Origin of the sequence: Rhodococcus sp. 05-339-2, assembly GCF_002258965.1 — a bacterium.
Taxonomy (GTDB): Bacteria; Actinomycetota; Actinomycetes; order Mycobacteriales; family Mycobacteriaceae; genus Rhodococcoides.
The window spans coordinates 433,781-459,841 of sequence record NZ_NOYW01000018.1; the positions used below are offsets into that span (position 1 = coordinate 433,781).

Here is a 26,061-nt window from a genome sequence, read left to right on the forward strand (position 1 = left end):
AAAACATCGCCGCCCGGAGACGACGCCGACGAACCTGCGGGCCGCAACGGCACGCGACGGTGCATTGCCGAGTTCGATTGCTCGGACTGTCGGCTACGGGGCCGGCATCCTGCGGGCCTTCGGTGTGCTGCGTCGTGCACTGGGCGACGCAACGGTGGGAACCGTCGGTTCTGTTCCTTCTCGTGATGACGGCTCCGAGAGCAGTCGCGGGCGCGGTGGCCGGACGCCGCGCGTTCTACGGCGTCGACGTCCGGCGAGAGACCGTCGTCAGAGGCTCTTGACCCAGTGCGACACGCGCTGCACGACGTCCTCGCAGGTGAGGCCGAGTTCGTGGTGCAGCTGATCGCGCGATGCGTGGTCCAGGAATCGTTGTGGCACACCGAGATCGCGGCACGGGGTATCGACGCCTGCGCCACGCAGAGCCGCAGACAGTGTCGAACCGATGCCACCGTGCAGGCCACTGTCCTCGAGGGTGACCACGAGCCGGTAATCCTCGGCCAGCTTCAACAGCGACTGCGGGATCGGCAGCACCCACCTTGGGTCGACCACGGCAGCGGAGATGCCGTCGTGCTGCAGCTTCTCGGCTGCATCCATGGCCATCTGCCCGAACACTCCGACGGCCACGATCAGCACATCGCCCGTGGCACCGGACGGCTCGGTCAGCACGTCGACAATTCCGTCCAGTCTGCGCGTCGCGGGCACGGTTTCGGTCACCGCGCCCTTCGGGAAGCGCAGGGCAGTGGGTCCGTCGGACGTGGCGATGGCCTCTGCCAGTTCTTCTCGCAGGGTCTCGGCATCTCGCGGTGCCGCCACCTTCATACCGGGGACGATGCCGAGCAAAGACATGTCCCACATGCCGTTGTGGCTGGCACCGTCGGCCCCGGTGACACCGGCACGGTCCAGCACCACCGTGACCGGCAGTCCGAGCAACGCCACGTCCATCAGCAACTGATCGAACGCGCGATTGAGGAAGGTGGAGTAGATGGCGACCACGGGATGCATTCCGCCCAGCGCGAGCCCGGCCGCCGACGTCATCGCGTGCTGCTCGGCGATCCCGACGTCGAACAACCGATCGGGGAAGCGAACCCCGAACGCGGCGAGACCGGTGGGCGCGGCCATCGCTGCGGTGATCGCTACGACGTCCTCGTTCTGCTCGCCCTGCTCGATCAGTGCCGCAGAGAACACCGAGGTCCAGTCCGGAGCCGACTTGGACCGCGCCAGCCCCGTCAACGGATCGATGATCCCGGTGGCGTGCATCTGATCTGCGACGTCGTTCTCGGCGTGAACGTAGCCCATACCTTTGCGCGTCACCGCGTGGACGATGACCGGACCGCCGTATGCCTTGGCTCGGCGCAGCGCGGATTCCATCGCGTGCTGGTCGTGACCGTCGACCGGACCCAGGTACTTGATGCCGAGATCGGTGAACATGACCTGCGGGCTGATGGCGTCCTTCACCCCGGCCTTCATACCGTGCAACATGGCGTAGGCAGTGGGACCGACGATCGGAATGCGACGGACGATGCGGCGACCGTTGTCCAGCACCTTCTCGTATCCGGGCTGAAGGCGAAGGGCCGCCAGATGATCGGCCAATCCCCCGATGGTCGGGGCGTACGAGCGACCGTTGTCATTGACGACGATCACGAGGGATCGATCGCGGCCTGCGGCGATGTTGTTGAGCGCCTCCCAACACATTCCGCCGGTGAGCGCACCGTCACCGACGACAGCGACGACGTGCCGGTCGGTTTCGCCCTTGAGCGCGAAGGCTTTGGCAAGGCCGTCGGCGTAGGAGAGCGAGGCCGACGCGTGCGAGGACTCCACCCAGTCGTGCTCGCTCTCGACCCGTGACGGGTAGCCGGACAGGCCGCCCTGCTTACGGAGCGTGTCGAACAGACCCGTGCGTCCGGTCAGCATCTTGTGCACGTACGCCTGATGACCGGTGTCGAAGATGACCGGATCGTTCGGGGAGTCGAAGATGCGATGAATCGCCAACGTCAGTTCCACGACACCGAGATTGGGACCGAGGTGGCCGCCGGTAGCGGACACCTTCTCGACGAGAAACGCGCGGATCTCGCGAGCCAGTTCGGCCAGCTCCGCACTGCCGAGGTCGCGCAAGTCCTCGGGCGTCTGAATTCGAGCTAGGACACCCAACGAGATCGCTCCCTTCGGCCGGAAAACACAATGGAAATTTCAGTCTACGGAGTGACCGTGCCCTGCTGCTCCGCCCAGCGTCGTGACGCCGACAGTACCGTCGAACGTCGAAGTGCCCTGGGTCAGCCGCCCCTAACCTCGACGCTGCCGAATCGGACATCACACATACAGTGTGGCCCATGAGCAACGTGGTCGATGCCATCCTGCGCCGAGTTCACGAACTGTGCCGTGACGACACGTCCGGGCAGGTGGCGGACTACATCCCCGAACTCGCTGCCGTCACGCCGGACGGATTCGGTATCGCGCTGACGACCACGGACGGTTACGTCTACGAAGTCGGCGACACCGGACTCCCCTTCACGATCCAATCGATCTCCAAGCCGTTCACGTACGCATTGGCGCTGGCCGACCGGGGCCTGGACGTCGTGGCGAGCAAGATCGACATCGAACCGTCCGGGGAACCCTTCAACGAGATCAGCCTCGATCCCGTCACCGAGCGACCACGCAACCCGATGATCAACGCCGGTGCCATCACGTCGGCGTCGCTCATCGCCGGTCGCAGTGCCGAGGATCGATTCGAGCGCATTCGCGCCTCGTACTCGCGGTATGCGGGGAGGTCTCTGACGTTCAACGACGCCGTCTATCGGTCGGAGGCACGCACCGGCAATCGCAACCGCGCCATCGGGTACATGCTCCGTTCGTTCGACATCATCGACCACGATCCCGATGCTGCCGTCGATCTGTACTTCCGCCAGTGCTCGATCGATGTCACCGCCGCCGACCTCGCCATGATGGCGGCCACCATGGCCAACAACGGCGTCAATCCCCGGACGCGGGAGCGTGCGCTCGCACCGGCCCTCGTCGAACGAGTGCTGTCGGTCATGACGACATGTGGGATGTACGACGGCGCAGGCGACTGGGTCGCGAGGGTCGGCCTGCCGGCCAAAAGTGGAGTCGGGGGCGGGATCCTCGCGGTTCTTCCGGGACAGATGGGCATCGCCGTCTACTCCCCGCGGCTCGACTCGCACGGCAACAGCGTGCGCGGAGTCGCCGCCTGCCGCGAACTCTCGACACGCCTCGAACTGCACTTTCTGCACGTCACTCGTGCGGCGAAGTCCTCGATCCGGCGACGCTACGTGGTGACCGAGGCTCCGTCGCGCAAGCGGCGTTCCGACACCGAACAGGCCACTCTGGCCGCCGTGGGCGAACGCGCCCGCGTGTACGAACTGCACGGCGATCTGCTGTTCTCCGGTGCCGAGACCGCCGTTCGTGAGATCGGCGACCTGGACCGAGAACTCGATGCGCTCGTCATCGACGTGCGCGGCGTCGACGAGGTCAGTGCGATCGCCCGCACCATGTTCGAGGACCTTCGTGGGGATCTCGCCGAACACGGCTGCGTGGTGGCTCTGGTCGACCCGAGAGCGATCATGGGGCACACCACCTCGAGCCTCGACCCGTCCGATCCGGCCGGTCGGGTGTACTCGAGCCTCGGTTCGGCCGTTCAATGGGCAGAGAACCTGCTGCTGGATCGTCACTGCGCAGGCGCGCGACAGCCGGCCGTCGTCGCGATCGCAGAGCACCCGCTGCTTGCCGGGCTCTCGGCCGAACAGTTCGAGGCGGTGACGCCCTACCTGGAGAAGCGGCACTACGCGCGTGGCGACGTGATCGTTCGTCACGGTGCCCCGGCGGCAGGCCTGTTCCTGATGCTGCGCGGCGAGGTGACCTCGACGGCCGTCGCCGCCGACGGTGGCAAGCACCGCATCACGACTCTCTCCCCCGGCATGAGCTTCGGCGAGATGCCGTTGCTGATGTCGGTGCCCTTCTTGCTCGACATGGTCGCCGAGACACCGGTCGACCTCGTGGTGGTGTCGGTGGAGCACTTCGAGGCACTCACACGCGACGCACCGGAGGTCAAGCTGGCGCTGCTGGAGAATCTCGCCACCGGAGCCTACGGCCAGATGGCAGCGGTGATCAGAACGCTCGGGCGGTTCGACATCGGTATCTGACCGAATGTCGAACCGCCCGAGACGACTGTTCTCGTGCTGTGCTCAGGCACCCAACGTGAGCATCGTGAGCACCTCGGTGGGCTGGGCCGACCCGCCTGCGGGTTCCAGCGAGAACGCGAAGTTGGTCGAGGAACCGAGACCGTCGACCACCGTCCCGGACTCCGAGGTCAGCTGATCCTCGGTCACGACGCCGGCCGAGCGAGGTGAGCCGTCCACGAACCACATCTGGTACACGCGACCGGGCGGCGGCTGTGGGACTCCGTCGAGATCGACGACGACCGCGTTCTGGGAAAGCGAGTACGACACGGTGGCCGAGCCGCCACCGGGGAACTCCGCCGACACCTGACGTGAGTCGGGCGCGGCCACGATCTGCTCCGCCTGAGACGGCTGCGCATCGTTGCCCATCGTCTGGCTGACGACCACCACTCCGCCGACGGCGACGACCACCGCGGCCGCAGCCGAGACCATCGAGTACCGCCAGGCCTTCGAGCGCTCCCGCCGATGCCGGTGCAGTGGTGTGACGTTCGGTGGCAACTGATGGACCGTGGGCTCCTGGTCGCTGACGGCGACCCGATCGAGCACCGAACGACGCAGTCGGTCGGGTGCGGGTGTCGCATCCGCCGCGGCCGCCAGGGCCAGCGTCTCGTGGATCTCGCTCACGAGAATGTCGAACTGGGCTCGCGCGGTGTCGTCGACACGTAGGCGCTCGGCCTCGATGTCGCGTCGCTCGGCGTCGGTGGTCGCGTGGAGGGCGTAGACCTCCGCGTCGTCGAGTAGTCGCTGCCGTGACGAGTCGCTCATTGCGGGATCACCCCCAGACATGTTTTCAACTTGATCAATCCATCTCGTATGCGCGATTTGATGGTGGGAACCGCGACCCCGAGCCGCTCCGCAACTTCGCGATAGGTGTAACCGCTGTAGTAAGCCATTCGTACCGACTCGCTCTGCGTATCGGTCAGAGTTTCGAGACAGGCCACGACGGCCTCGGACTCGAGCCGCTGCGTCACCGTCTCGAGTACCTCGTCGTGCTCCGGTGTGTGGCTGACTGCGCCGTACGCGGCCTCACGATCGGTACCCGATTGCTCGCTCCGGACACGATCGACCGCGCGACGGTGCGCCAGAGTCATGATCCACGCCAGTGGACTGCCCTGGTTCGGGTCGTAATTGGGTGCCGCGCGCCAGATCTGGAGGAACACCTCCTGCGCTGTCTCCTCGCTGTACCCCGGGTCTCGAAGCACCCGCAGCACCATTCCGTAGACCCGCGACGACGTCGCGTCGTACAGCTCGGCGAACGCCGCCCGGTCGCCTTGGGCAACCGACGCCATCAACCGTCGCAGACGATCGGTTTCGTCGGCACGCAGGTTCTTGAGCTGTGGACTGGGAACAGCGCACACCGCGTCCTGTGCCGCGTAGCTTTCCGAGGCATCGGGCGTCGTCCGGTCACGGCCGGCATTCGACGTTCCCGACGCATCCGACATCGGCGCGCTCATCGGAAGGTCGTCCCAACAGACGGGTTCATGATCGAGTTCATCGATCACGACACTAGTGGTCATATCGCTCTCATATCGAAACCTCCGCGTTTTCCCGCCGCAGTACATATTCGGAACAAACCGACCGGAGGATGGTTCGCGACGAAAATTCGTTTGCGCAGATGTGGACCGCATTTCATCCTTGGTGGAGAATCGGACAATCGCGGGGAATCGGGCGGCGGCCCATCGGAGGAATCGAGAGACATGGCGGCGATCGAGACACACGGTCTGGTCAAACGTTTCGGAACGAACACCGCGGTCGACGGAGTCGACCTCTCCATCTCCTCCGGTGGTGTCTACGGCGTGCTCGGGCCGAACGGGGCAGGGAAGACGACGACCATCCGGATGCTGGCCACGCTGCTTCCGATCGACGGAGGCAGCGCCCGGGTGCTCGGTCACGACGTCGCGAGCGAACCGGAGGCCGTACGGCAGAAAGTCGCTCTGACAGGGCAATTCGCGTCTCTGGACGAGGATCTCACCGGTACGGAGAACCTGGTGCTGCTCGCCCGGTTGCTCGGCTACTCCCGTCCCGCCGCCCGATCACGAGCCGAGCAGCTGCTGACGGCATTCGACATCGCCGATGCCGGACCGCGACAGGTCAAGACGTACTCCGGCGGCATGCGCCGTCGCATCGACATCGCCGCCAGCATCATCGTCACTCCCGAACTGATCTTCCTCGACGAGCCCACCACCGGACTCGACCCTCGCAGCCGAAACCACGTGTGGGAGATCGTCCGCGCCTTGGTCGCAGGCGGGACGACTGTGTTGCTGACCACACAGTATCTGGACGAGGCCGATCAATTGGCCGGGCGTGTCGCAGTCATCGATCGCGGCAAGGTCATCGCCGAGGGAACGACGGGCGAGCTGAAGGCGTCGGTGGGATCGAATTCACTGCACCTGCGAGTTCTCGAGGCGTCCCAGCGGTCGGCCGCCGCAGGGATCCTGCGAGATCTACTCGGCAGCAACGTCACCGAGGACCCGGATCCGTCCACCGTCACCGCACGGTTGAGCAACCCGGCGCAGGCCGCGCCGGTCCTGCCTGCACTCGAGACCGCAGGCATCTCGATCGCGTCGTTCACGCTGGGACAGCCGAGCTTGGACGAGGTGTTTCTCGCTCTCACCGGGCACGACGCCGGTGCCACAGTCGAATCCGACCGGGAGGTTGCATCATGACCACCGAAGCCCAGCAGACGGCGCCACAGGCGTCGACGATCATCGATGTACTCGGTGCCGCCGGGCCTCGCCCGCCTCGTCCGTCGTCGTTGTCGACGTCGTTGAGCTTCGGATGGCGAGCGCTGCTCAAGATCAAGCACGTTCCCGAGCAGTTGTTCGACGTGACGGCCTTTCCCATCATGTTCACGTTGCTCTTCACGTACCTGTTCGGCGGCGCACTGGCCGGGTCGACCGAGGCGTACATCCAGTTCCTGCTCCCCGGCATTCTCGTGCAGACCGTGGTGATGATCACGATGTACACCGGCGTGACGATGAACAAGGACATCGAGAAGGGCGTCTTCGATCGATTCCGTTCGCTGCCCATCTGGCGGCCGTCGCCGTTGGTCGGCGCTCTGCTCGGCGACGTCGTGCGCTACACGCTGGCTTCGGTGATCGTGCTGATCCTCGGGCTGATCCTCGGTTTCCGGCCGCAGGGTGGTCTTGTCGGTGTGGTGGCGTCGATCGCTCTGCTGCTGTTGTTCTCGTTCTGCCTCTCCTGGATCTGGACCATGATCGCGATGATCGTCCGTACCGAGGCTGCGGTGATGGGGGTGTCGATGTTCATCCTGTTTCCGCTCACGTTCGCGAGCAACATCTTCGTCGACCCCAGCACGATGCCCGGTTGGCTGCGCGCGTTCGTCGACGTCAACCCGGTCAGCTTTCTGGTCACGTCGCTGCGTGGACTGATGCAGGGCGATGTCGACACGGGCGGGCTGGGAGTGACGCTGATGCTGTGCGCGGCGATGCTGGCGGTGTTCGGGCCGATCACGATGCGCCTGTACAACCGAAAGTCCTGACGACCGCGCTGCGCTGCGCCTCGATCACGAGGCCGCGCGTGCTCGATGCCTGCGTACTGCGTCGCGATTGGAGCACACCGTTCCGCAGTACCGCTGCCTGCCCGTTCTCGAGGTGTCGGCGAAGGCGAGTGTGCAGTCTGCGGCGGCGCAGCGAGCGAGGCGAGACATCCCGCGTCCGGTCAGATGCAACGCGGTGCCGACGCTCACCAGGGCCCTGATGACCCCGCCGAGTTCGATGTTGGGGTCGCGATAGTGCATGTGCCAGCCGTCGTCGGCATGGTTGGTCAACCGTGGGTAGGCCGACGCCTGTGCCAGTAGAGCATTGAGCTCGTCGGCCCGATCGGTTTCGGTGCTCGCGTCCACCACCCGCGCCCAGTCACGCAGGAACTGGAGGGTGTCGACCAGATCGGCATCCGTGGCGATCCAGTCCGGTACGAGGCCGGCGTCCACGCAGCGTTCGCCCAGCTCGGTCGCCGACGTGGGCGGCGAATTGAGCAGGTCGATACCGAGTTTCACGGCATACTCGCCGTAAGGGTTGATGTGCACAAGACCATTACATCACGATGGACGCATGCACACCGAACACACCACACACACCTGGACCACCCACTCCACCCACGACACGAGCGAGGGGCTCGTCGGCTACCAGGGCTGCCGGTGCGGTGCTCAGCGCATCCTGTCCGTTCCCATGCACACCTTCGCCCCGGTCGCCGAAGTTGCACACCGGATCTGATCGGTTGCCGCAGCCCTCACCGACGAACGAAACGACCGATGCACTCGACGTGGCTGGTCGACGGAAAGGCGTCGAAAGCGCGCATGTCGTCGAGCTCGTATCCAGCAGCCCGATACAAGCTCACATCCCGTGCGAACGAGGCCGGATCGCATCCGATGTGCACCACCGAACGCGGAGACCGGACGGCGACGGCATCGACGACGTCCCGTCCTGCTCCCGCGCGAGGTGGATCGAGCACCGCTACCGACACCGGATCGGTCAACGCATCGATCGAGCGCTCGACCCGACCCGGCACGAACGTGACCTGCGGCAGATCCCGCAGCGCCGAACGGCCGTCCTCGGCTGCCCGACGAGAGAACTCGACACTGGTGACCCGGCCGCTCGGACCCACACGATCGGCCAGGGCGGCGGCGAACACCCCGACGCCTCCGTACAGATCCCACGCACCGTCACCCGACGTGGCGTCCGCCCATTCCCGCACCACATCGGTGTACACCTGCGGCGCGCCGCGGTGAGCCTGCCAGAACCCGGTGGCGTCGAGGGTCCATGCCCTGCTCGAGACGTATTCGGTCACCCGACCCGATCCGATCACGGCCTTCTCGGGCCGGGAGCGAGACGACGCTGCCCGACGCGCCGACGCTCCACGACGACCCGGCGATCGGCGTCCGGTGGGCGAGAGTTGCGCCGGCGCGATCTCCACCACATGCCGCTCCCCGTCCCCGTCGAGCACCACCTGCAGCTCGGCACCCGGCCGCCACTGCTGATCCGACAGTCCCACGAACGCGGCAGAATCCATTTGGGGACAGGTGAGTTCGGTGACGATCGAGCTACTGCGATAGCGGTGATAGCCGGGCCTACCGCCGGCATCGACGGCGAGCCGCACTCGGGTTCGCCACCCGGTGCCGTCGCCGGACCCCGGTAGTTCCTCCACCTGCACCTCGCGCTCGATTCCGGCGACGCGGCGAAGCTGTTCGGCGACGACGAACGACTTCAGGCGCCGCCCGGCATCGGCAGTGGCGTGGGAGTAGTCGCAGCAGCCCGAGCCGCCCGGTCCGGCAATGGGACAGCGCGCGTCCACCCGGTCCGAAGACGCCGACAGAATCTCGACGGCATCGGCGCGACAGAACGACCCGCCCCGATCTTCGGTCACCTTGGCCACGACCCGTTCACCCGGCAGTCCGTGCCGTACGAACATCACCCGGCCGTCGTGGCGGGCCACGCAGAATCCGCCGTGCCCCGGCGGGCCCAGTTCGACCTCCAGCAGCAGCCCGAACCAGCTCTCGCTCACTTGCCCGCCGGAGGCTCGTAGCCGCGCCGCGACGCACCGGGCGCATTGCCGAGCACCTCACGCTTGGCCTTCTCGGACGACCGCAGCTGCCACGGCACGCTCGTGACCATCACGCCCGGCTGGAACAGCAATCGAGACTTCAGTCGCAACGCACTCTGATTGTGCAGAACCTGCTCCCACCAGTGACCGACCACGTACTCGGGAATGAAGACCGTGACGACGTCCCGAGGCGAGTCGCGGCGAACCCGCTTCACGTAGTCCAGGACCGGTTTGGTGACTTCTCGGTAGGGCGACTCGACGACCTTGAGCGGCACCGAGACGTCACTGGCTTCCCACTCCCGAACCAGTGCGCGAGTATCGGCTTCGTCGACGTTGACGGTCACGGCCTCGAGGGTGTCGGGCCTGGTTGCTCGGGCGTACGCCAACGCGCGCAGGGTCGGCATGTGCAGCTTCGAGACCAACACGATCGAGTGTGTGCGGCTGGGCAGAACTCCGTCCCATTCCTCGTTCTCGAGCTCGCGCGCCACGGTGTCGTAATGCTTTCTGATCATGCGCATCAGGACGAAGATCGCCACCATCGCCACGATCGCGATCCACGCGCCGGCGGCGAACTTGGTGATCAACACGATGACCAGCACCGTTCCGGTCATGCCGAGACCGACTCCGTTGACCACCCGTGAGCGGTGCATGCGCCGCCGTTGCTCGGGATCGGCCTCGGTGGCCAACAGCCGCGTCCAGTGCCGAACCATGCCGGTCTGACTGAGGGTGAACGAGACGAACACCCCGACGATGTAGAGCTGAATGAGCTTGGTTACCTCGGCACCGAACGCGACGACGAAGACGATCGCAGCTCCGGACAGAAAAAGGATGCCGTTGCTGAAGGCAAGACGGTCGCCACGAGTGTGCAGCTGCCTCGGCAGGTACCGGTCCTGGGCCAGAACCGAACCGAGAACGGGGAAGCCGTTGAACGCGGTGTTGGCCGCAAGTACCAGGATGAGGGCCGTGACGGTCGTGATGAAGAAGAATCCAGCGGGGAATCCGCTGAACACCGCCTCCGCGAGCTGCGCGATCAACGTCTTCTGCTGGTACCCCTCCGGCGCGCCGACCAGCTGAATATCGGGATCCAGGGCGTACTTGATGCCGATCTTCTGTGCGAGCACGATGATGCCCATCAGCAATGTGATGCCGATGGCTCCGAGCAGCAACAAGGTGGTCGCGGCGTTACGCGACTTCGGCTTCTCGAATGCGGGTACCCCGTTGCTGATGGCCTCCACCCCGGTCAGCGCCGCACAACCGGAAGAGAAGGCGCGCGCGATGAGGAACGCGAATGCGATGCCGTACAGGTGCGAATCCTCGGCCTTCAGATCGAAGGTTGCCGATTCTGCATGAATGTCGTCGCCGAGAACGTAGACCCGGAACAGGCCGTACGCCAACATCAGGAACATGCCACCCATGAAGGCATACGTCGGGATCGCGAACGCAGCCCCGGACTCGCGGATGCCCCGAAGATTGACGGAGGTGACCAGGACGATGGCCACCACGGCGAACAGCACCTTGTGCTGGGCCACGAACGGAACCGCTGATCCGATGTTCGACGCCGCCGCCGAGATCGACACCGCCACGGTCAACACGTAGTCGACCAACAGTGCGCTGCCGACCGTCAATCCGGCCGCGGGGCCCAGGTTTGTGGTCGCGACCTCGTAGTCGCCGCCGCCGGACGGATAAGCATGCACGTTCTGTCGATAGCTGGCCACGACGACGGCCATCACCACGCAGACGGCGAGACCGATCCACGGGGTGAAGGCGACTGCCGAGATGCCCGCCACCGACAGCACCAGGAAGATCTCTTCCGGTGCATAGGCAACCGACGACATGGCGTCCGAGGCGAACACCGGCAACGCGATCCGCTTGGGAAGCAACGTATGACCGAGCTTGTCACTGCGGAACGGCTTACCGAGCACTAGCCGCTTGGCGGCAGTCGAGACCTTGGACACGCACAGAAGCGTAGGCCGTCCTCCTGCGGACGTCTCAACCACGCGCCCGAAACTGCGTCGGAGCGCACCCTCGGTCGGTACGGTGACCGATCCCCCGATACGTTGGTGCACGCCTGCCGGTCGTGGCAGTGTCGGTCGGCAGTGGTCGACCATCGAGATCGGGACGGAGCTGGGCGTTGTACGTAGTTGTGATGGGATGTGGCCGCGTCGGCGCATCGCTGGCCGGGGCGCTCGAACGCATCGGACACGAGGTCGCGATCATCGACCGCGACGAAACAGCCTTTCTGCGCCTGGACCCCGACTTCGCCGGGCATCGCGTCGTAGGCATGGGTTTCGACCGAGATGTGTTGGTGAGCGCGGGAATCGAGAAGGCCGAGGCCTTCGCGGCCGTGTCGTCCGGCGACAACTCCAACATCATCTCCGCCCGCGTCGCTCGAGAGACGTTCGGCGTCGACAAAGTGGTCGCAAGGATCTACGACGCCAAGCGCGCGGCCGTCTACGAACGCCTCGGCATCCCGACGGTCGCCACCGTCCCCTGGGCCACCGATCGTTTTCTGCACAACCTGTTGCGCGACGACCCCACCACCAAATGGCGCGATCCCTCCGGCAGCGTCGCCGTCGTCCTGCTCGACTTCCACGACGCCTGGATCGGCAAGAAGCTCTCGGTACTCGAGGAGGCCACCAACTCGCGGGCCGCGTTCGTCATCCGGTTCGGCAGCGGACTGCTACCGGACAAGCGAACCGTGATCCAAGCCGGTGACGAGGTGTACGTCGCCGCGGTCTCGGGAACCGTCGCCGAAGCCATTGCGCTGGCAGGCAACCCGCCGCCCCCGGACGACTGATGCACGAGCGCACGTTCCCCACCTCCCCCATCGACCCGAACGGGAAGCCATGAAAGTCGCTATCGCCGGAGCCGGCGCCGTCGGCAGATCCATCGCACGCGAGCTGATCCGCAGCGAACACGATGTGATGCTCCTCGAACGCAAACTCGACCACGTCGATCAGGCCGCCATCCCGGAAGCGGAATGGGTGTTGGCCGACGCGTGCGAGTTGAGTCTGCTCGAAGCCGCGCACCTCGAGAATTACGACGTGGTGATCGCTGCCACCGGAGACGACAAGGCCAACCTGGTGCTCAGCCTGCTGGCCAAGACCGAGTTCGGCGTCAACCGCGTGGTGGCCCGGGTCAACGATCCGCGCAACGAATGGCTGTTCGACGCTGCCTGGGGTGTCGATGTCGCCGTGTCCACTCCGCGCATGCTCGCGTCCCTGGTCGAGGAGGCCGTATCGGTGGGCGACCTCGTTCACCTGATGACGTTCCGTAAGGGTCAGGCCAACCTCGTCGAGATCACGCTGCCGGAGAACACTCCCCTGGCGGGCAAGCCGGTCCGCAAGCTCCAGTTGCCCAGGGACGCAGCGTTGGTGACGATTCTGCGCGGCGGTCGGGTGATCGTTCCCCAGCACGACGATCCGCTGGAGGGCGGCGACGAACTGCTGTTCGTCGCGGCCAAAGAGGTCGAGAACGAACTACGCGCCGCTGTCGGCCTGATCTGACGGCCGGTCCTGCTTGCGGTCTTCGCTCGACGCTGCGTCGAGCGCACGATCGGCCGCACGCACGGCCCAGAGAGTGACCAACAGCGCCACTCCCGTGAGCGGCCAGCCCATGCCGATGCGGGCAACGGCGAGCCAACCCGTCTGGTCGGAGTCGTAGAGCTGGGACTGAACGATGTATCGGGCACCGAACACCGACGCCCAGGCGATCGTGGCCACGTCGTAGTACCGCACGGCCGACCGGTTGCCACGCCACGACGTTCCGTTGCCGTTGAGGTATCCCCAGATGATGCCGACCAATGGCCAGCGCGCGAGCACCGACAGCACGAACGCCGCGCCGTAGGCGAGCGAGGTGTAGATGCCGAACAGGAAGTAGCCCTTGGCATCTCCCGTCCGGTATGCGATGAATGCGCAGATCCCGACCCCGAAGAATCCCGAGATGGCGGGCTGAATCGGGCTACGACGAACCAGCCGCCACACCAACACCGCAGCGGCGACTCCCAGAGCGGACCACAGAGCAGCGGCGAGACCGGCATAGCTGTTCACCGGAACGAAGACGACGACGGGCAAGGTCGAGTAGACGAGCCCGCTCAACCCGCCGAGCTGCTCGAGGACGGTGGGAGCCACCTTCTCGGCGGTCGTCGACGCGTCGGGCGCAGGTTCCGGCGTCGTCGACGGGGGCGGCACGGAATCGTCGCTGTTGGTCACGACAACGAGAGTGCCATACCGGCGACGATCAGCTGTCGTCGCGCAGTTCGTAGTAGGGGTTGTAGACGATCTTGCGTCCGTCGCGCTCGCCGACGCGTCCGCGAACGAGCAGAGTCTTGCCGGGCTCGATTCCAGCGATCTTGCGTCGTCCGATCCACAGCAGCGTCACCGTGTCGGTGCCGTCGAAGAACTCGGCCTCGATGTTGGCGTTGGCCGCCTTCGAACAGGCTTCGACGCTGCGCAGTCGACCCAGCATCGTGACTTCTTCACCTCGCGAGCAATCGCACGCCCGCCGAGCCCCGGAGGCTTCGGAGGTTTCGGCCATCTCCTCGGCATCGAGTTGATCGATGTCCTCTGTCAACTTCCGCGTCAGACGGCGAAAGTATCCTGCGGCAGCGGGTGCCATTCTGTGCTCCAGCGGTGTGGGTCGTCCCCTCGTCGGGGTGGTACTTCGCCACTGTAGACCCGAAGTGTCACGCTGACCAACCGTCGTCACAGCGGTGTCGGCAGGCGTGCACAATCGTGTCGTGCACAGCCGATTCCACACCAGCACCGCGATCGTTCTACCGGGGACGGGGTCCGATGCGCGGTTCGCCGCCGACGCGTTCTCGGCGGCATTCGACAGTGTGGGATTGACCACCGTGGCCGTCGAACCCGACCCGACCGCGGTGGTGGAAAGCTACCTGTCCGCCCTCGACGACGCAGCACATCGCCTCGGACCCGTCGTGGTCGCAGGGATATCCCTCGGGGCGGCCGTCGCGGTTCGCTGGGCTGCAGACAACGCATCGAACACCGCGGCTCTCGCACTCGCGCTACCGGCGTGGACCGGAGACCCGGCCGGCTCCCCCGCGGCCCTGAGTGCGGAGTTCACCGCGCGATCCCTGCGCGAGCAGGGACTCGACGCCGTCACCGCGGCGATGGCAGCGTCGAGCCCGCCGTGGCTCGCGCACACTCTGCGCAGATCCTGGGCTGCCCAGTGGCCCGCCCTTCCCGGCGCGCTGGACGAGGCGGCTCGCCACCGCAGCCCCGAACTCGACGAGCTCGCTCGGATAGAGGTACCCGCTGTCGTCGTGGGTGCGGTGGACGATGCAGTCCATCCGATCGAGGTCGCTCGACAGTGGGCTCGGGCACTGCCGAACTGCGAACTGCGCACGGTGACCCTGGACGGCATAGGAAGCGACCCGGGATGCCTCGGCCGAGCGGCCGTCGACGGTCTCGACGAGCGGTCGGGTCAGCCGCCCAGCTGCTGAATTGCCGATCCCGACGCTCCCCGACGCGGCGCTCGGTCACGCTCGGCAGCGGTCGGCTGCGGAGCCGCTTCCTGTTGCGGCGCTGCAGATTCCGACGTCGGCACCGCAGCCCGAGGCTCCGCGGCCGGTTGCGCCGCGCTCTGCTGAGCTGCCGCCTGCTGCTGTGCGGCTGCCGCGAGCTGCTCGGCCAACACCTGCGGCAACACCACCGGTAGCGGTGTCCGAACGGGGTGCGGTTCGGTACCCCGATCCACCACGGTCTGCCGCAGGATCGTGTGTGCCAGCCGGACGAGCGGTTGGCCCTCGGCCACCGCGCCCGAGGGACCCGCCAGCACGCAGCGAACCATCCAGCGATATCCGTCGACTCCGATGAAGCGCAGGTCTGCGTTGGCCGTGACACCGAGCAGTTCGCGTCCCCACGGACCCGTCTCGACCGTCGTCTCGGCCTTGTCGTTGCGCAGAGACGTCGCCAGATCCGCTGCCACCTCACGCCACTGGCCGGGCGATTTCGGTGCCGCGTAGGCCGCGATGGTGATGCGCCCGAACTGCGTGACGATGTGCACTGCCTGCGGGCTGCCTGCCTGCGACATCTCGACCTGGAGTTGCCCGCCCTCCGGCAACGGAATCAGCACCGAACCGAGGTCGAGACGCGTCGCCGCGACCGTCTCGCGATCGTCGTCGAGGTCCCCGAGGTCGTGGGGACCGTCGGCGGCCGTGTTCGCGGCCTCGATATCGTCGTCCTCGTCTTCGACGCTGTCGACGAATGGCTCCGCACCGGGCGCGGAGGCACTGCCGGCGTCGTTCTTCTTACGCCGTCCGAACATGTTCAACTCTCTTCTTCTCGGTTGCTTCCACTGTGCCTGCCCGCGGCGAACGTCGTGGCGGAACTCACTGCTCCAGACTCGCATGGCCACCGGTCGAACCGTGACCACCGGCTCCTCGAACGGTGTCGTCCAACTCGTCGACCTCGACGAAAGTCACCAGCTCGACTCGCTGCACGAGCAGTTGAGCAATACGGTCGCCTCGCTCGAGCTCGATCGGAGTGTGCAGGTCGTGATTGATCAGACAGACCTTGATCTCGCCGCGATACCCGGCATCGATGGTGCCCGGGGTGTTGACCACCGACAGACCCGATTTCGCCGCCAACCCCGATCGCGGATGCACCAGTCCGACGGTTCCGACCGGGAGAGCGATCGCGATTCCGGTCCCCACCAGGACGCGTTCGCCCGGAGCGATGGTCACTGCGGCCGTCGTTCGCAGATCGACTCCCGCATCACCCTCGTGCGCCCGTGTCGGCACCGGAAGCTCCGGATCGAGTCGGCGCACCCGGACCTCGGACATCGGATCGGAGGGTCGGCGCGGGGTGCGGGGTCGGTCGACGGACGGTTCGGTGCCGGTCTCGGTGACTTCGTCGCTCACGTCGAACGAGACTACGCTGGCCGGCTTCGGTCTCGGTGTGGCGACTACCCTGGGACTCGTGACTGCAGATCGACAGGCCGAACATGCGTCGGAGTCCGGCGACTCCACCCCCGACACGGGCTCCACCGCACCCGAGAACTCGGTGCTGTACTCCGAGCGACTGTGGGTACCGATCTGGTGGTGGGGAGCGGGCGCGGCCGTCGCTGTGTTGCTGGCTGCGGAGATCCACATGGGTGCGCCCGGCATCCGTGCCTGGCTGCCCTACGTCGTGTTGCTCCCGCTCATCGCGTGGGCGTTGTTCGCCTTCAGCAGGCTGCGCGTCGAGGTGGTCGCCGGTGCGACCGGTGACGAGTTACGCGTCGGGTCCGCTCATCTGCCCCTCGATGTGGCGTCCAAGGCCGCCGTCGTTCCCGGGACAGCAAAAAGTGCGGCGCTGGGAAGGCAGCTCGATCCGCTGGCCTTCGTGCAGCACCGCACCTGGGTGAAACAGATGGTGATCGTGGTCCTCGACGACCCCGACGATCCGACGCCCTACTGGCTGATCAGCACCAAACGCCCCGAGGAGCTGTTGGCCGTCCTGACCGCGCACGGTGTCGAGGCGCGCTGACCTACCGGTCGCTCGACAGTCGGAGCCGTCGACACAGACCTGACCGAACCGATCAGGTCTGTGCGGAGAAGGTCACGCCGCGCAGTCGCGGCACATCAGAACACCGTTGGCGTCACTGGCCAGACGGCTGCGGTGATGGACCAGGAAGCAGCTCGAGCAGGTGAACTCGTCGGCCTGCTTGGGAACCACCCGGACCGAGAGCTCCTCACCGGACAGATCTGCACCCGGGAGCTCGAAGGACTCCGCGGTGTCGGATTCGTCCACGTCCACCACGGCGGACTGGGCCTCGTTGCGTCGGGCCTTCAATTCTTCGAGCGAGTCCTCCGACACATCGTCGGATTCTGTTCTTCTCGGTGCGTCGTAGTCGGTTGCCATTGTCCTCGTACCCCTCATCTTCGTGCGTGTGTGTGGTGAAAGCTGCCGATGTGGTCGGCTTGTGGCCGTCGGCTGTGAAGAGGGCGCTTGCTCGCTCCCACCGATGTTCGTATCTGTTCGAATCGTTCGTCGTCGCGCGGTGCCCGAAACTACACCGGGTAGTTCCCAGAACTCGCCGGTTGAAACCCGATCGAGACCTCGCTCACCTGATCGATTGGTGCACCGGCGTCCGATTCTTGAAGCACCGCGGCCGCCAGACAATAGCCGAAGCCGGCAGCAAAGCAGAAACCGAACCGCCGACGAGTCCATCACCTGGGTGCACGCCGCATCAACACCGGGATGGGCAGCTTCATTCCACCCTTCACAGAACACTTCTCGGTGCCGGTTTCGGCCTCCGAATCGGCCATCGCGCACTGGATCGAAGGAGGGTACGGCCGAGTGTGCCGCCCTCGCGCACCCCGGCCATCTACAGTAGGCACCGCGTCGGTGTGAACCGACTCTGCGAACCGGTCTCGGCGACTGCCGACGGAAAGGCGAAGATCACCGTGGTTTCTCTGATCACCGAAGGCCATTCGGTCGACGGCAAAGGTCGTCCGTTCCGTCGACGCCGTGCGTTTCCGATCATCGCGGTCTTCACGGTGCTCGCTCTCCTCGGAGTGCTGGTGTGGGTCAAGGTGTTCACCACCGCCGAGGCCACCTCGGCGACCGCCGAGTGCAATGCCCCGACCACAGCCGCCGCGACGGACGGTACCCAGCCGGTACCGCTCGGCGAGGAAGTGGACCCGGCGACCCTGCTCGACGTCGAGCCCGCCGCCCTGTCCGCATCGAAGGTCCGTGTCTTCAACGCGAACGGTGAGCGCGGACAGGCCGCTCACGTGGCCGCCCAGCTCAGCGATTACGGGTTCGCGAGCGCACCGGACGTCCAGGTCGGCAACGATCCGGTCTACGTCGACCAGAACATGCAGTGCCAGGGCCAGATTCGGTTCGGCCCGGCCGGCCTGGCGGCAGCGAGCGCGGTGTCGCTGGTCGCCCCATGCGCCGAACTCATCGAAGATGCCCGCACCGACGACTCGGTCGATCTGGCACTCGGTACCTACTTCAGCGAGATCCAGCCCAACGACGACGCCGAGGAAGTGCTGCGCACTCTGGCCGGGGCCGCACCCGGTACTCCGCCTGCCCCACTCGATGCCGATCTGCTCTCGGCAGCACGCGAATCCCGCTGCTGACGCGCCGACGGCCCGTCAGCCGGGAATCGGATCGAGGGCGCCCGCGCTGCGCAGGACGGCCACGAAGGCGTCCGCGATCCCCGGGGCCGTTGCCACCGTCACCGCACCCTGCGCACTGCTGCTGTTGGCGGCGGGCACCCTGACGATCGCGCCTGCCTCGGCGGCGATCAGCGCACCCGCCGCCCAATCCCACGGACTGAGTCCGTGTTCGAAGTGAGCGTCCACCACTCCGGACGCGACCATGCAGAGATCGAGCGCAGCCGATCCGATCCGGCGTATGTCTCGCACCTGAGGCAGCAGTTCGGCGATGATCGCGCCCTGCACCGCTCGACGCCCTGATCCGTAGCCGAATCCGGTGGCCAACAACGTCATCGACACGTCGGTCACACCGGAACAGCGCAGCTGCTCCTGCGTACCGTCGGCCCTCTCCACCGTCGCCCCACGCCCGAGAGCGGCCGAGTAGACGAGGCCGCGGGCAACATCGATCACGGCCCCGGCAACACTGACACCGTCGATCTGGACCGCGACCGAGACCGCGTACGCCGGAACTCCGTACATGAAGTTGACGGTTCCGTCGATCGGGTCCAGCACCCAGCGCACACCGTCGAGCGAGTCGTCGTCGCTGCCTTCCTCCTCTCCGAGAATCGCATCCTCCGGCCGCAGCCGCGCCAGCATCTCGCGCAGGACGCGCTCGGTCTCGGTGTCCACGACGGTCACCGGATCGGTCGGCGTGCTCTTGGAGTGCACCGCGCCGTCACCCTCGGTCGAATCGCCGCCGAAGACCTCCGGGCGGCGCCGTCCGACATGCTCGGCGGCTCGCGTCGCGACCCGTACGGCGACCTCGCGCAGCGCATCGACCTCGCGCGTGTTCGATCCCTCGGCTGCCACCTGCTCTTCCGGCAATCGTGTACTGGCGGTGTCGGTCTGCGATCGGTCTGGTGTCGGCACGCGTACATCGCAACACACACCGACCTCCGAGCACCACCGCAGCGACCGCCGATGACGTCAGCGTCCCGCGAGCGCCGAAACGCACTATTGTTCGGAGGCGACGGCATCACACGGATTCGATCACGCCAGGAGCGGCATCCTCATGACACAGGCAGGTTCGGACAACACCACCGCTGCGGCAGCGCGCCATGGATTCGGCGTGGACGTGGGCGGCAGCGGCATCAAGGGCGGAATCGTGGACCTGAGCACCGGCGAGCTCGTCGGCGACCGCCACAAGATCGAGACGCCGCAACCGTCGACCCCCGATGCCGTCGCGCGCACCGTCGCCGAGATCGTCGCGCACTTCGAGTGGACCGGCCCGGTGGGCGTGACGTTGCCCGCCGTGGTGACCGGCGGTGTCGCTCGCTCGGCCGCCAACATCGACAAGTCCTGGATCGACACCGACGCCCGCGCGTTGTTCGCGAAGGCCATCGGCACCGACAACGTCACCGTGCTCAACGATGCGGATGCGGCCGGAGTGGCCGAGGACAAGTACGGCGGCGGCAAGGGCAAGGACGGAGTCGTCGTGCTGTTGACGTTCGGAACGGGGATCGGTTCGGCCGTCCTGCACAACGGGGTTCTGCTTCCCAACACCGAATTCGGCCACATGGAAATCGACGGCAAGGAAGCCGAGCATCGTGCGGCGTCGTCGGTGAAGGAGAACCAGGGGCTGTCCTACAAGGAGTGGGCCAAGGAGGTCTCGAAGGTTCTCGAGACGTTCGAGGCGCTGTTGTGGCCGGATCTGTTCATCGCAGGCGGCGGCATCAGCCGCAAGAGCGAGAAGTGGATTCCGCACCTGACCAATCGCACGCCCGTGGTTCCGGCAACCCTGCTGAACACTGCCGGGATCGTCGGTGCCGCTCTCGCAGCGGACTCCGCCGTACCGTCCGCCGAGACCGGTACGTCCGCGGGATCGGCACACTGACACGCGGGTTGCCACCTGCATAGGGCAAGGGTCGGTAACAAACTCCTGAGAGGTCGTTACAATGGTGTGTGCCGGTACGCAGCCGGCCGAATCCGAAGACCTCTCCGCCGGAAACAACTCTGGCGTGACGCCGCACGACTTCGTCACGAAAGGGCGTACGTGGCAGCCACCGATATCCGTCAGACCGTAGATTCCGAAACCGAGTCTGCGACACCTGCACCTGCTGTCAAGGCACCCGCTGCGAAGGCACCGGCAAAGAAGGCTCCCGCCAAGCGCGCCGCAGCCAAGAAGGCACCGGCGAAGAAGGCCGCAGCAAAGAAGACAGCAGCCGCACCGGCATCCGGCGACGACGCCGACGAGAGCACTCCCGGCATCGAGGACATCGACATCTCCGAGGGCGACCTCGCCGCTGCCGCCAACGATGTCGTCGAGGTGGTCGCTGCAGGTGACGACACCGAGGAGGACGTCACCGCCGAGCCGACCGCCGAGGACAAGGCATCCGGTGATTTCGTCTGGGACGAAGAAGAGTCCGAGGCACTGCGCCAGGCCCGTAAGGACGCCGAGCTCACCGCGTCCGCCGACTCTGTCCGCGCCTACCTCAAGCAGATCGGCAAGGTCGCGCTCCTCAACGCAGAGGAGGAAGTCGAACTGGCCAAGCGCATCGAGGCCGGCCTGTTCGCGGTCGAGAAGATGCGCGAGTCCGCGGAGAAGGGCGAGAAGCTCCCCGTTGCGCAGCGCCGCGACATGACGTGGATCTGCCGTGACGGTAATCGCGCCAAGAATCACCTCCTCGAGGCGAACCTTCGTCTCGTCGTCTCCCTCGCCAAGCGCTACACCGGTCGTGGCATGGCTTTCCTGGACCTCATTCAGGAAGGCAACCTCGGTCTGATCCGCGCGGTCGAGAAGTTCGACTACACGAAGGGCTACAAGTTCTCGACGTACGCCACGTGGTGGATCCGACAGGCGATCACCCGGGCCATGGCCGACCAGGCCCGCACCATCCGTATTCCGGTGCACATGGTCGAGGTCATCAACAAGCTCGGCCGTATCCAGCGCGAGCTGCTCCAGGATCTGGGCCGCGAACCCACCCCTGAAGAGCTGGCGAAGGAAATGGACATCACGCCGGAGAAGGTGCTGGAGATCCAGCAGTACGCGCGTGAGCCGATCTCGCTCGACCAGACCATCGGTGACGAGGGCGACAGCCAGCTCGGCGACTTCATCGAGGATTCCGAAGCGGTCGTCGCCGTGGACGCCGTGTCGTTCACGCTGCTCCAGGATCAGCTGCAGTCGGTTCTCGAGACGCTGTCCGAGCGCGAGGCGGGCGTGGTTCGACTGCGATTCGGCCTCACCGACGGTCAGCCCCGCACCCTCGACGAGATCGGTCAGGTCTACGGTGTCACGCGCGAGCGGATCCGTCAGATCGAGTCCAAGACGATGTCCAAGCTGCGGCACCCGTCGCGTTCTCAGGTACTGCGCGACTACCTGGACTGATTCGTTCGCTCCACCTCCAACAACGACCGCCGATCACGTGATCGGCGGTCGTTGTTCTGTGCGCGGGCGTCACACCTGCGGCACCCCGAACGTTCCGTCCGGCCCCGGCCGATAGTCGAGCACTGCCGTGACGGCCGCGATCGGAAGCGGTCCGTACAGGTGCGGAAAGCGCATGGACTCCGGATCGGACGGTACCCCCGGTTCCCACCGAACGGGTGCAGTCAGACGAGTCGGATCGACCCGCAGCAGAACCAGATCCGTGCGGCCCGGGAAGAGCCGGTTCGCAGGCAAGTGCACTTGCTCGGGTGTGGACAGATGCACGAAGCCCACGGATTCGTACGAGTCCGGGGTGTAGTCGGCCCGACCACGCATCGCGAGCCACTCCCCTGCCGTACAGATGTGAACGAGGTCGTCCTGCTTGCTGGTCACAAGTCCATTCTGCCGTGTCGTGCGCGGGTCAGGGCGGCGGAATGTCGGCAACGACCCGATCTCTTCGGGTCGGCAGCCCACCGACCACGACTGCCACGATGACGGCCAGGATTCCGAGAGCCTCGTACGTCGTCGGAATCTGAGTCAGCACCACGGCACCGACCACCGTCGCCGTTGCCGGAAGCAGAGCCAGCAACAACGCGAAGCGGGCCCGGCCCACTCGCACCAGGACGTACTGATCGAGAACGTAGGGAACCACACTCGACAACAGCCCGACGCCCAAACCGAGAACCCAGATCCGCCAGTCTCCCAACGCATGCGGGTGCGCGACCGCGAACGGCCCGAACAAGGGAACGGCCAGGAGCACGGACGCGATTGCGAAACCGGCAGCCATGTCGTCGAGTCCCTGGCCTGCGTCGGCAACCGACTTGCCCAGCACGATGTAGGCAGCCCACAGCGCCGCCGAGCCCAGCGCGAACGCGATCCCGACCAACCCCACCTCGCCGCCCTCGAACTGCGCAGAGGCGATGGCTCCGACGCCGGCCACCACCAGCAGCAGCGCGCACACGTCGGCAGGCCTTCTGGACCCGGCAGCGGCGACCGCGATCGGTCCGAGAAACTCGATGGCCACGGCCGCGCCGAGCGGCAGCCTGGCGATCGCCTCGTAGAACATCGCGTTCATGCCGATCGTCGCGCCGCCGAACGCGGCGGCCGTGATCGCCCGACGCACGGTCCATGCGCCGGCACCGGCCCGACGCCGCCACGGCCGCCGCCAGAGCACCAACACCAGCGCCGCACCGAACCCACGCAGCCACGCCACCGCGGCCGGGTCGACGGTGTCGAACAGGAACACACCGATCGCCGCACCGACGTACATGCACAGCGCACCGATCACGAACAGCGAGGGGATACCCAGCTTCGATGCGCCGGAGAGCGAAGTAGAAGTCGAAGCCACACCGGCGACCCTACTGCCGCGGCACGGGCGGACTCCGATCAGCTGTCAGCGAACACCGTCGACGGCGTTCCTGCTCGTGAACGATGTTTCGTGTTAGTGACAACACAAAGAAACGCGCTCGGGAACAACGCATGACCGCCATACGTCTGACAGAGTGAACGGACCGCGCCATACCGACGCGGCGGACCGGCCCCAGGCGAACGGGACAACCCGCAAGCCAGTACGGAGGAGTCATGCCCGGAACATTGACCAGCCCACAATTGACAGCAGCGGACCGGTGCGACCGGTGCGGTGCAGGGGCTCGCGCGCGTGTCGTGCTCTCGACCGGTGGAGAACTTCTCTTCTGCGGTCACCACGCCACCGAGCACGAAGCCCGTTTGCGTGAAGTGAACGCAACGGTGATGACCGAATCGGACTCCACGGTGTAACCCACCTTTTGTGTCGGGGGAAAACAGGTTCGCCACGATCGACGAACACAACGACGAAGACGGACGGTCACCAGACCGTCCGTCTTTTTCGTGCCCGGACCCGCCGGGGATCTCTACATCTTCCGCAACTGCGCGATTCGCTCACCCAACTGATCCGCCGACGCCATCGCCGTCGGCGGGCCACCACAGATTCGTCGCAGATCGCCGTGAATCACCCCGTGCGGCTTCCCCGTGCGGTGGTGGTACACCGCAACCAAACTGTTCAGTTCACGCCGCAGACCGGCCAACTGGCCCGCACTGGTGGCCCTGTCGTTGACGACGGCTGGTGCCGGAACCGCCGGTCCGGCGGCCGGCTTGTCGATCTGTTCCTGTTGGCGCTGGCGCAGCAGGTCGCGCATCTGCGTCGCGTCGAGCAAACCGGGCAGACCGAGATAGTCGGCTTCCTCGTCGCTGCCCGAGAACGTCGCGGTACCGAACGACGAACCGTCGTAGATCACCTGGTCCAGTTCCGCATCCGCGCCCAGCGAGGTGTACGCCTTCTCCTCCTCGCCCAGCTCGTCCTTCTGCTTGTTGGCGTCGGCCAGCAACTCGTCGTCGAAGCCGTCCTTCTCGCGGTGCGGCTTGCCGAGGATGTGATCGCGTTGCGCCTCGAGCTGCGACGCGAGATCCAGTAGCACCGGTACCGACGGCAGGAAGACGCTCGCCGTCTCACCCTTGCGCCGAGACCGCACGAATCGGCCGATGGCCTGCGCGAAGTACAGCGGGGTCGACGCACTCGTCGCGTAGACACCGACGGCCAGACGCGGAACGTCGACGCCCTCGGACACCATGCGGACGGCAACCATCCACCGCTGGTCGCTCTTGCCGAACTCGGCGATGCGAGCAGAGGACGTGGGGTCGTCCGAGAGCACGATCGCAGGCGTCTCCCCCGTGATCACCTCGATCAGCTTCGCGTAGGCCCGCGCCACCGTCTGATCGGTCGCGATGACCAGACCGCCGGCATCGGGCATGCCGCCTGCGCGCAGTTGCGCGAGCCGGGTGTTGGCCGCCAACAGCACCGCAGGCATCCAGTCGCCCTGCGGATCCAGAGCGGTGCGCCATGCCCGCGCGGTCTGTTCGGCATTGAGCGGCTCCCCCAGCCGAGCGGTGTATTCCTCGCCTGCACTGTCCCGCCAGCGTGCCTCACCGGAGTACGCGAGGAACACGACCGGACGGACGACGCCGTCCGCGAGAGCATCGGAGTAGCCGTACGCGTGATCGGCCTTGGACCGCATCAACCCGTCCTGATCGGGTTCGTAGTTGACGAACGGGATGGGACTGTCGTCGCTACGGAACGGCGTACCGGTCAGTGCGAGACGTCGGGTGGCGTCTCCGAACGCTTCGCGAATTCCCTCGCCCCAGCTCTTCGCGTCGCCGCCGTGGTGGATCTCGTCGAGAATCACGAGGGTCTTGCGTGATTCGGTGCGCACTCGATGCTTGAACGGGTGCGAGGCGATCTGCGCATACGTCACGACCACGCCGTGATAGTCGCTCGACGTCTGACCGGTCGAGTTCGAGAAGCGCGAGTCCAAGGCGATTCCGACCCTGGCGGCCGACTCCGCCCACTGGTGCTTGAGGTGTTCGGTGGGCGCAACGACCGTCACCTGGTCGACGGTGCGATGCGCGAGCAGCTCCGCGGCCACCCGGAGGGCGAAGGTCGTCTTGCCTGCGCCGGGCGTCGCGACCGCGAGGAAATCCTTGGGCGAGGCGACGAGGTACTTCGTCAACGCCCGTCGCTGCCACGCACGCAGCGGTGCGCCCCCGATCGCGGGAGCGGCAGTCTGCTCGGTGGACGGTGGTGTGGGATCGAACATGTCAGCGCTCACTGGCCGCCGGTTCCTGGCATCGATGTAAATTCCTCGCGCTCTCGGTAGCCCTGCAGTGTCCGCGGAGGAGCCTATCGCTCCGCACCGACCGATCCCACATCGCTGGGGTGAGTCGGATGCGACACGGCGAGTCGGCTGTTA

General features: G+C 66.2%; 27 protein-coding genes. 12 read left to right on the top strand and 15 right to left on the bottom strand.

What is annotated here, in order from left to right:
- Window positions 1-267: 267 nt before the first annotated feature.
- Window positions 268-2,148: a 1-deoxy-D-xylulose-5-phosphate synthase gene (dxs, locus tag CH273_RS19725; RefSeq protein WP_032397931.1), complete on the bottom strand. Its 1,881-nt coding sequence runs from the start codon at window positions 2,146-2,148 to the stop codon at window positions 268-270.
- A 179-nt stretch (window positions 2,149-2,327) separates the two neighbouring features.
- On the opposite strand from dxs, the gene glsA reads away from it, so the two are divergent.
- Entirely contained in the window at window positions 2,328-4,154 is a 1,827-nt protein-coding gene (glsA, locus tag CH273_RS19730) for a glutaminase A (protein ID WP_032397930.1), read from the top strand.
- Between the two features lie 42 nt (window positions 4,155-4,196).
- Here the strand turns inward: glsA and CH273_RS19735 are convergent, their stop codons facing one another.
- Window positions 4,197-4,955, bottom strand: coding sequence for an anti-sigma factor (locus CH273_RS19735; RefSeq protein ID WP_032397929.1), 759 nt, complete (start codon window positions 4,953-4,955; stop codon window positions 4,197-4,199).
- Window positions 4,952-5,707, bottom strand: a complete 756-nt coding sequence (locus CH273_RS19740) for a sigma-70 family RNA polymerase sigma factor (RefSeq protein ID WP_032397928.1) — start codon at window positions 5,705-5,707, stop codon at window positions 4,952-4,954. The genes CH273_RS19735 and CH273_RS19740 overlap by 4 nt, the downstream gene beginning before the upstream one ends.
- Window positions 5,708-5,887: 180 nt before the next feature.
- On the opposite strand from CH273_RS19740, the gene CH273_RS19745 reads away from it, so the two are divergent.
- Together CH273_RS19745 and CH273_RS19750 are read left to right on the top strand one after the other, a co-directional pair.
- Window positions 5,888-6,856, top strand: a complete 969-nt coding sequence (locus CH273_RS19745) for a daunorubicin resistance protein DrrA family ABC transporter ATP-binding protein (RefSeq protein ID WP_032397927.1) — start codon at window positions 5,888-5,890, stop codon at window positions 6,854-6,856.
- A complete protein-coding gene (locus CH273_RS19750; protein ID WP_032397926.1) occupies window positions 6,853-7,692 on the top strand; it encodes an ABC transporter permease in 840 nt (279 codons plus the stop codon). The genes CH273_RS19745 and CH273_RS19750 overlap by 4 nt, the downstream gene beginning before the upstream one ends.
- 24 nt (window positions 7,693-7,716) lie before the next feature.
- On the opposite strand, the gene CH273_RS19755 is transcribed toward CH273_RS19750, so the two are convergent.
- Entirely contained in the window at window positions 7,717-8,238 is a 522-nt protein-coding gene (locus CH273_RS19755) for a CGNR zinc finger domain-containing protein (RefSeq protein ID WP_032397925.1), read from the bottom strand.
- A gap of 25 nt (window positions 8,239-8,263) precedes the next feature.
- Between CH273_RS19755 and CH273_RS27795 the strand changes: the two genes are divergently transcribed.
- A complete protein-coding gene (locus CH273_RS27795; RefSeq protein ID WP_179275520.1) occupies window positions 8,264-8,425 on the top strand; it encodes a hypothetical protein in 162 nt (53 codons plus the stop codon).
- Between the two features lie 16 nt (window positions 8,426-8,441).
- On the opposite strand, the gene CH273_RS19760 is transcribed toward CH273_RS27795, so the two are convergent.
- Together CH273_RS19760 and CH273_RS19765 are read right to left on the bottom strand one after the other, a co-directional pair.
- Window positions 8,442-9,713, bottom strand: coding sequence for a class I SAM-dependent RNA methyltransferase (locus tag CH273_RS19760; protein WP_032397924.1), 1,272 nt, complete (start codon window positions 9,711-9,713; stop codon window positions 8,442-8,444).
- Window positions 9,710-11,707 carry an APC family permease gene (locus CH273_RS19765; protein ID WP_032398423.1) on the bottom strand — a complete coding sequence of 666 codons (1,998 nt, stop codon included), beginning with the start codon at window positions 11,705-11,707 and terminating at the stop codon, window positions 9,710-9,712. The genes CH273_RS19760 and CH273_RS19765 overlap by 4 nt, the downstream gene beginning before the upstream one ends.
- A gap of 176 nt (window positions 11,708-11,883) precedes the next feature.
- Between CH273_RS19765 and CH273_RS19770 the strand changes: the two genes are divergently transcribed.
- Both CH273_RS19770 and CH273_RS19775 read left to right on the top strand, forming a co-directional pair.
- Window positions 11,884-12,549: a potassium channel family protein gene (locus CH273_RS19770; protein ID WP_032398422.1), complete on the top strand. Its 666-nt coding sequence runs from the start codon at window positions 11,884-11,886 to the stop codon at window positions 12,547-12,549.
- A gap of 49 nt (window positions 12,550-12,598) precedes the next feature.
- Window positions 12,599-13,258 (top strand): potassium channel family protein, encoded by a 660-nt coding sequence (locus CH273_RS19775; protein WP_032397923.1) that lies wholly within the window; start codon window positions 12,599-12,601, stop codon window positions 13,256-13,258.
- On the opposite strand, the gene CH273_RS19780 is transcribed toward CH273_RS19775, so the two are convergent.
- Window positions 13,232-13,882 carry a DUF3159 domain-containing protein gene (locus CH273_RS19780; RefSeq protein WP_032398421.1) on the bottom strand — a complete coding sequence of 217 codons (651 nt, stop codon included), beginning with the start codon at window positions 13,880-13,882 and terminating at the stop codon, window positions 13,232-13,234. The genes CH273_RS19775 and CH273_RS19780 overlap by 27 nt on opposite strands.
- 109 nt (window positions 13,883-13,991) lie before the next feature.
- Window positions 13,992-14,369, bottom strand: a complete 378-nt coding sequence (locus CH273_RS19785) for an OB-fold nucleic acid binding domain-containing protein (RefSeq protein ID WP_032397922.1) — start codon at window positions 14,367-14,369, stop codon at window positions 13,992-13,994.
- A gap of 121 nt (window positions 14,370-14,490) precedes the next feature.
- Here CH273_RS19785 and CH273_RS19790 point away from each other — a divergent pair, with 121 nt between their 5' ends.
- Window positions 14,491-15,213, top strand: a complete 723-nt coding sequence (locus CH273_RS19790; RefSeq protein WP_032398420.1) for an alpha/beta fold hydrolase — start codon at window positions 14,491-14,493, stop codon at window positions 15,211-15,213.
- Here the strand turns inward: CH273_RS19790 and CH273_RS19795 are convergent.
- Window positions 15,195-16,037, bottom strand: a complete 843-nt coding sequence (locus tag CH273_RS19795; protein WP_032397921.1) for a DUF3710 domain-containing protein — start codon at window positions 16,035-16,037, stop codon at window positions 15,195-15,197. The genes CH273_RS19790 and CH273_RS19795 overlap by 19 nt on opposite strands.
- A 64-nt stretch (window positions 16,038-16,101) precedes the next feature.
- Window positions 16,102-16,554, bottom strand: coding sequence for a dUTP diphosphatase (dut, locus tag CH273_RS19800; RefSeq protein WP_032398419.1), 453 nt, complete (start codon window positions 16,552-16,554; stop codon window positions 16,102-16,104).
- 220 nt (window positions 16,555-16,774) lie between these two features.
- Between dut and CH273_RS19805 the strand changes: the two genes are divergently transcribed.
- Window positions 16,775-17,239: a DUF3093 domain-containing protein gene (locus CH273_RS19805; protein ID WP_032398418.1), complete on the top strand. Its 465-nt coding sequence runs from the start codon at window positions 16,775-16,777 to the stop codon at window positions 17,237-17,239.
- Between the two features lie 72 nt (window positions 17,240-17,311).
- Here CH273_RS19805 and CH273_RS19810 read toward each other — a convergent pair whose 3' ends face one another.
- On the bottom strand, window positions 17,312-17,614 hold the full coding sequence (locus tag CH273_RS19810; RefSeq protein WP_027496891.1) for a DUF4193 domain-containing protein: 303 nt from the start codon (window positions 17,612-17,614) through the stop codon (window positions 17,312-17,314).
- Window positions 17,615-18,159: 545 nt separating this feature from the next.
- On the opposite strand from CH273_RS19810, the gene cei reads away from it, so the two are divergent.
- Complete coding sequence (cei, locus tag CH273_RS19815) at window positions 18,160-18,840, top strand: envelope integrity protein Cei (protein WP_032398417.1); 681 nt, start codon at window positions 18,160-18,162, stop codon at window positions 18,838-18,840.
- 15 nt (window positions 18,841-18,855) lie between these two features.
- Here cei and CH273_RS19820 read toward each other — a convergent pair whose 3' ends face one another.
- Window positions 18,856-19,743, bottom strand: coding sequence for an inositol monophosphatase family protein (locus CH273_RS19820; protein ID WP_032398416.1), 888 nt, complete (start codon window positions 19,741-19,743; stop codon window positions 18,856-18,858).
- A gap of 187 nt (window positions 19,744-19,930) precedes the next feature.
- Here CH273_RS19820 and ppgK point away from each other — a divergent pair, with 187 nt between their 5' ends.
- Entirely contained in the window at window positions 19,931-20,752 is an 822-nt protein-coding gene (ppgK, locus tag CH273_RS19825; protein ID WP_052050332.1) for a polyphosphate--glucose phosphotransferase, read from the top strand.
- Between the two features lie 159 nt (window positions 20,753-20,911).
- Window positions 20,912-22,243: an RNA polymerase sigma factor gene (locus tag CH273_RS19830; protein WP_032397920.1), complete on the top strand. Its 1,332-nt coding sequence runs from the start codon at window positions 20,912-20,914 to the stop codon at window positions 22,241-22,243.
- A gap of 69 nt (window positions 22,244-22,312) precedes the next feature.
- Here the strand turns inward: CH273_RS19830 and CH273_RS19835 are convergent, their stop codons facing one another.
- Both CH273_RS19835 and CH273_RS19840 read right to left on the bottom strand, forming a co-directional pair.
- A complete protein-coding gene (locus tag CH273_RS19835; protein ID WP_032397919.1) occupies window positions 22,313-22,672 on the bottom strand; it encodes a DUF952 domain-containing protein in 360 nt (119 codons plus the stop codon).
- A gap of 28 nt (window positions 22,673-22,700) precedes the next feature.
- Complete coding sequence (locus tag CH273_RS19840; RefSeq protein ID WP_032397918.1) at window positions 22,701-23,627, bottom strand: EamA family transporter; 927 nt, start codon at window positions 23,625-23,627, stop codon at window positions 22,701-22,703.
- A gap of 233 nt (window positions 23,628-23,860) precedes the next feature.
- Here CH273_RS19840 and CH273_RS19845 point away from each other — a divergent pair, with 233 nt between their 5' ends.
- Window positions 23,861-24,055, top strand: a complete 195-nt coding sequence (locus CH273_RS19845) for a DUF7455 domain-containing protein (protein ID WP_027496884.1) — start codon at window positions 23,861-23,863, stop codon at window positions 24,053-24,055.
- 113 nt (window positions 24,056-24,168) lie between these two features.
- On the opposite strand, the gene CH273_RS19850 is transcribed toward CH273_RS19845, so the two are convergent.
- Entirely contained in the window at window positions 24,169-25,908 is a 1,740-nt protein-coding gene (locus CH273_RS19850; RefSeq protein ID WP_032397917.1) for a DEAD/DEAH box helicase, read from the bottom strand.
- Window positions 25,909-26,061: the final 153 nt, after the last annotated feature.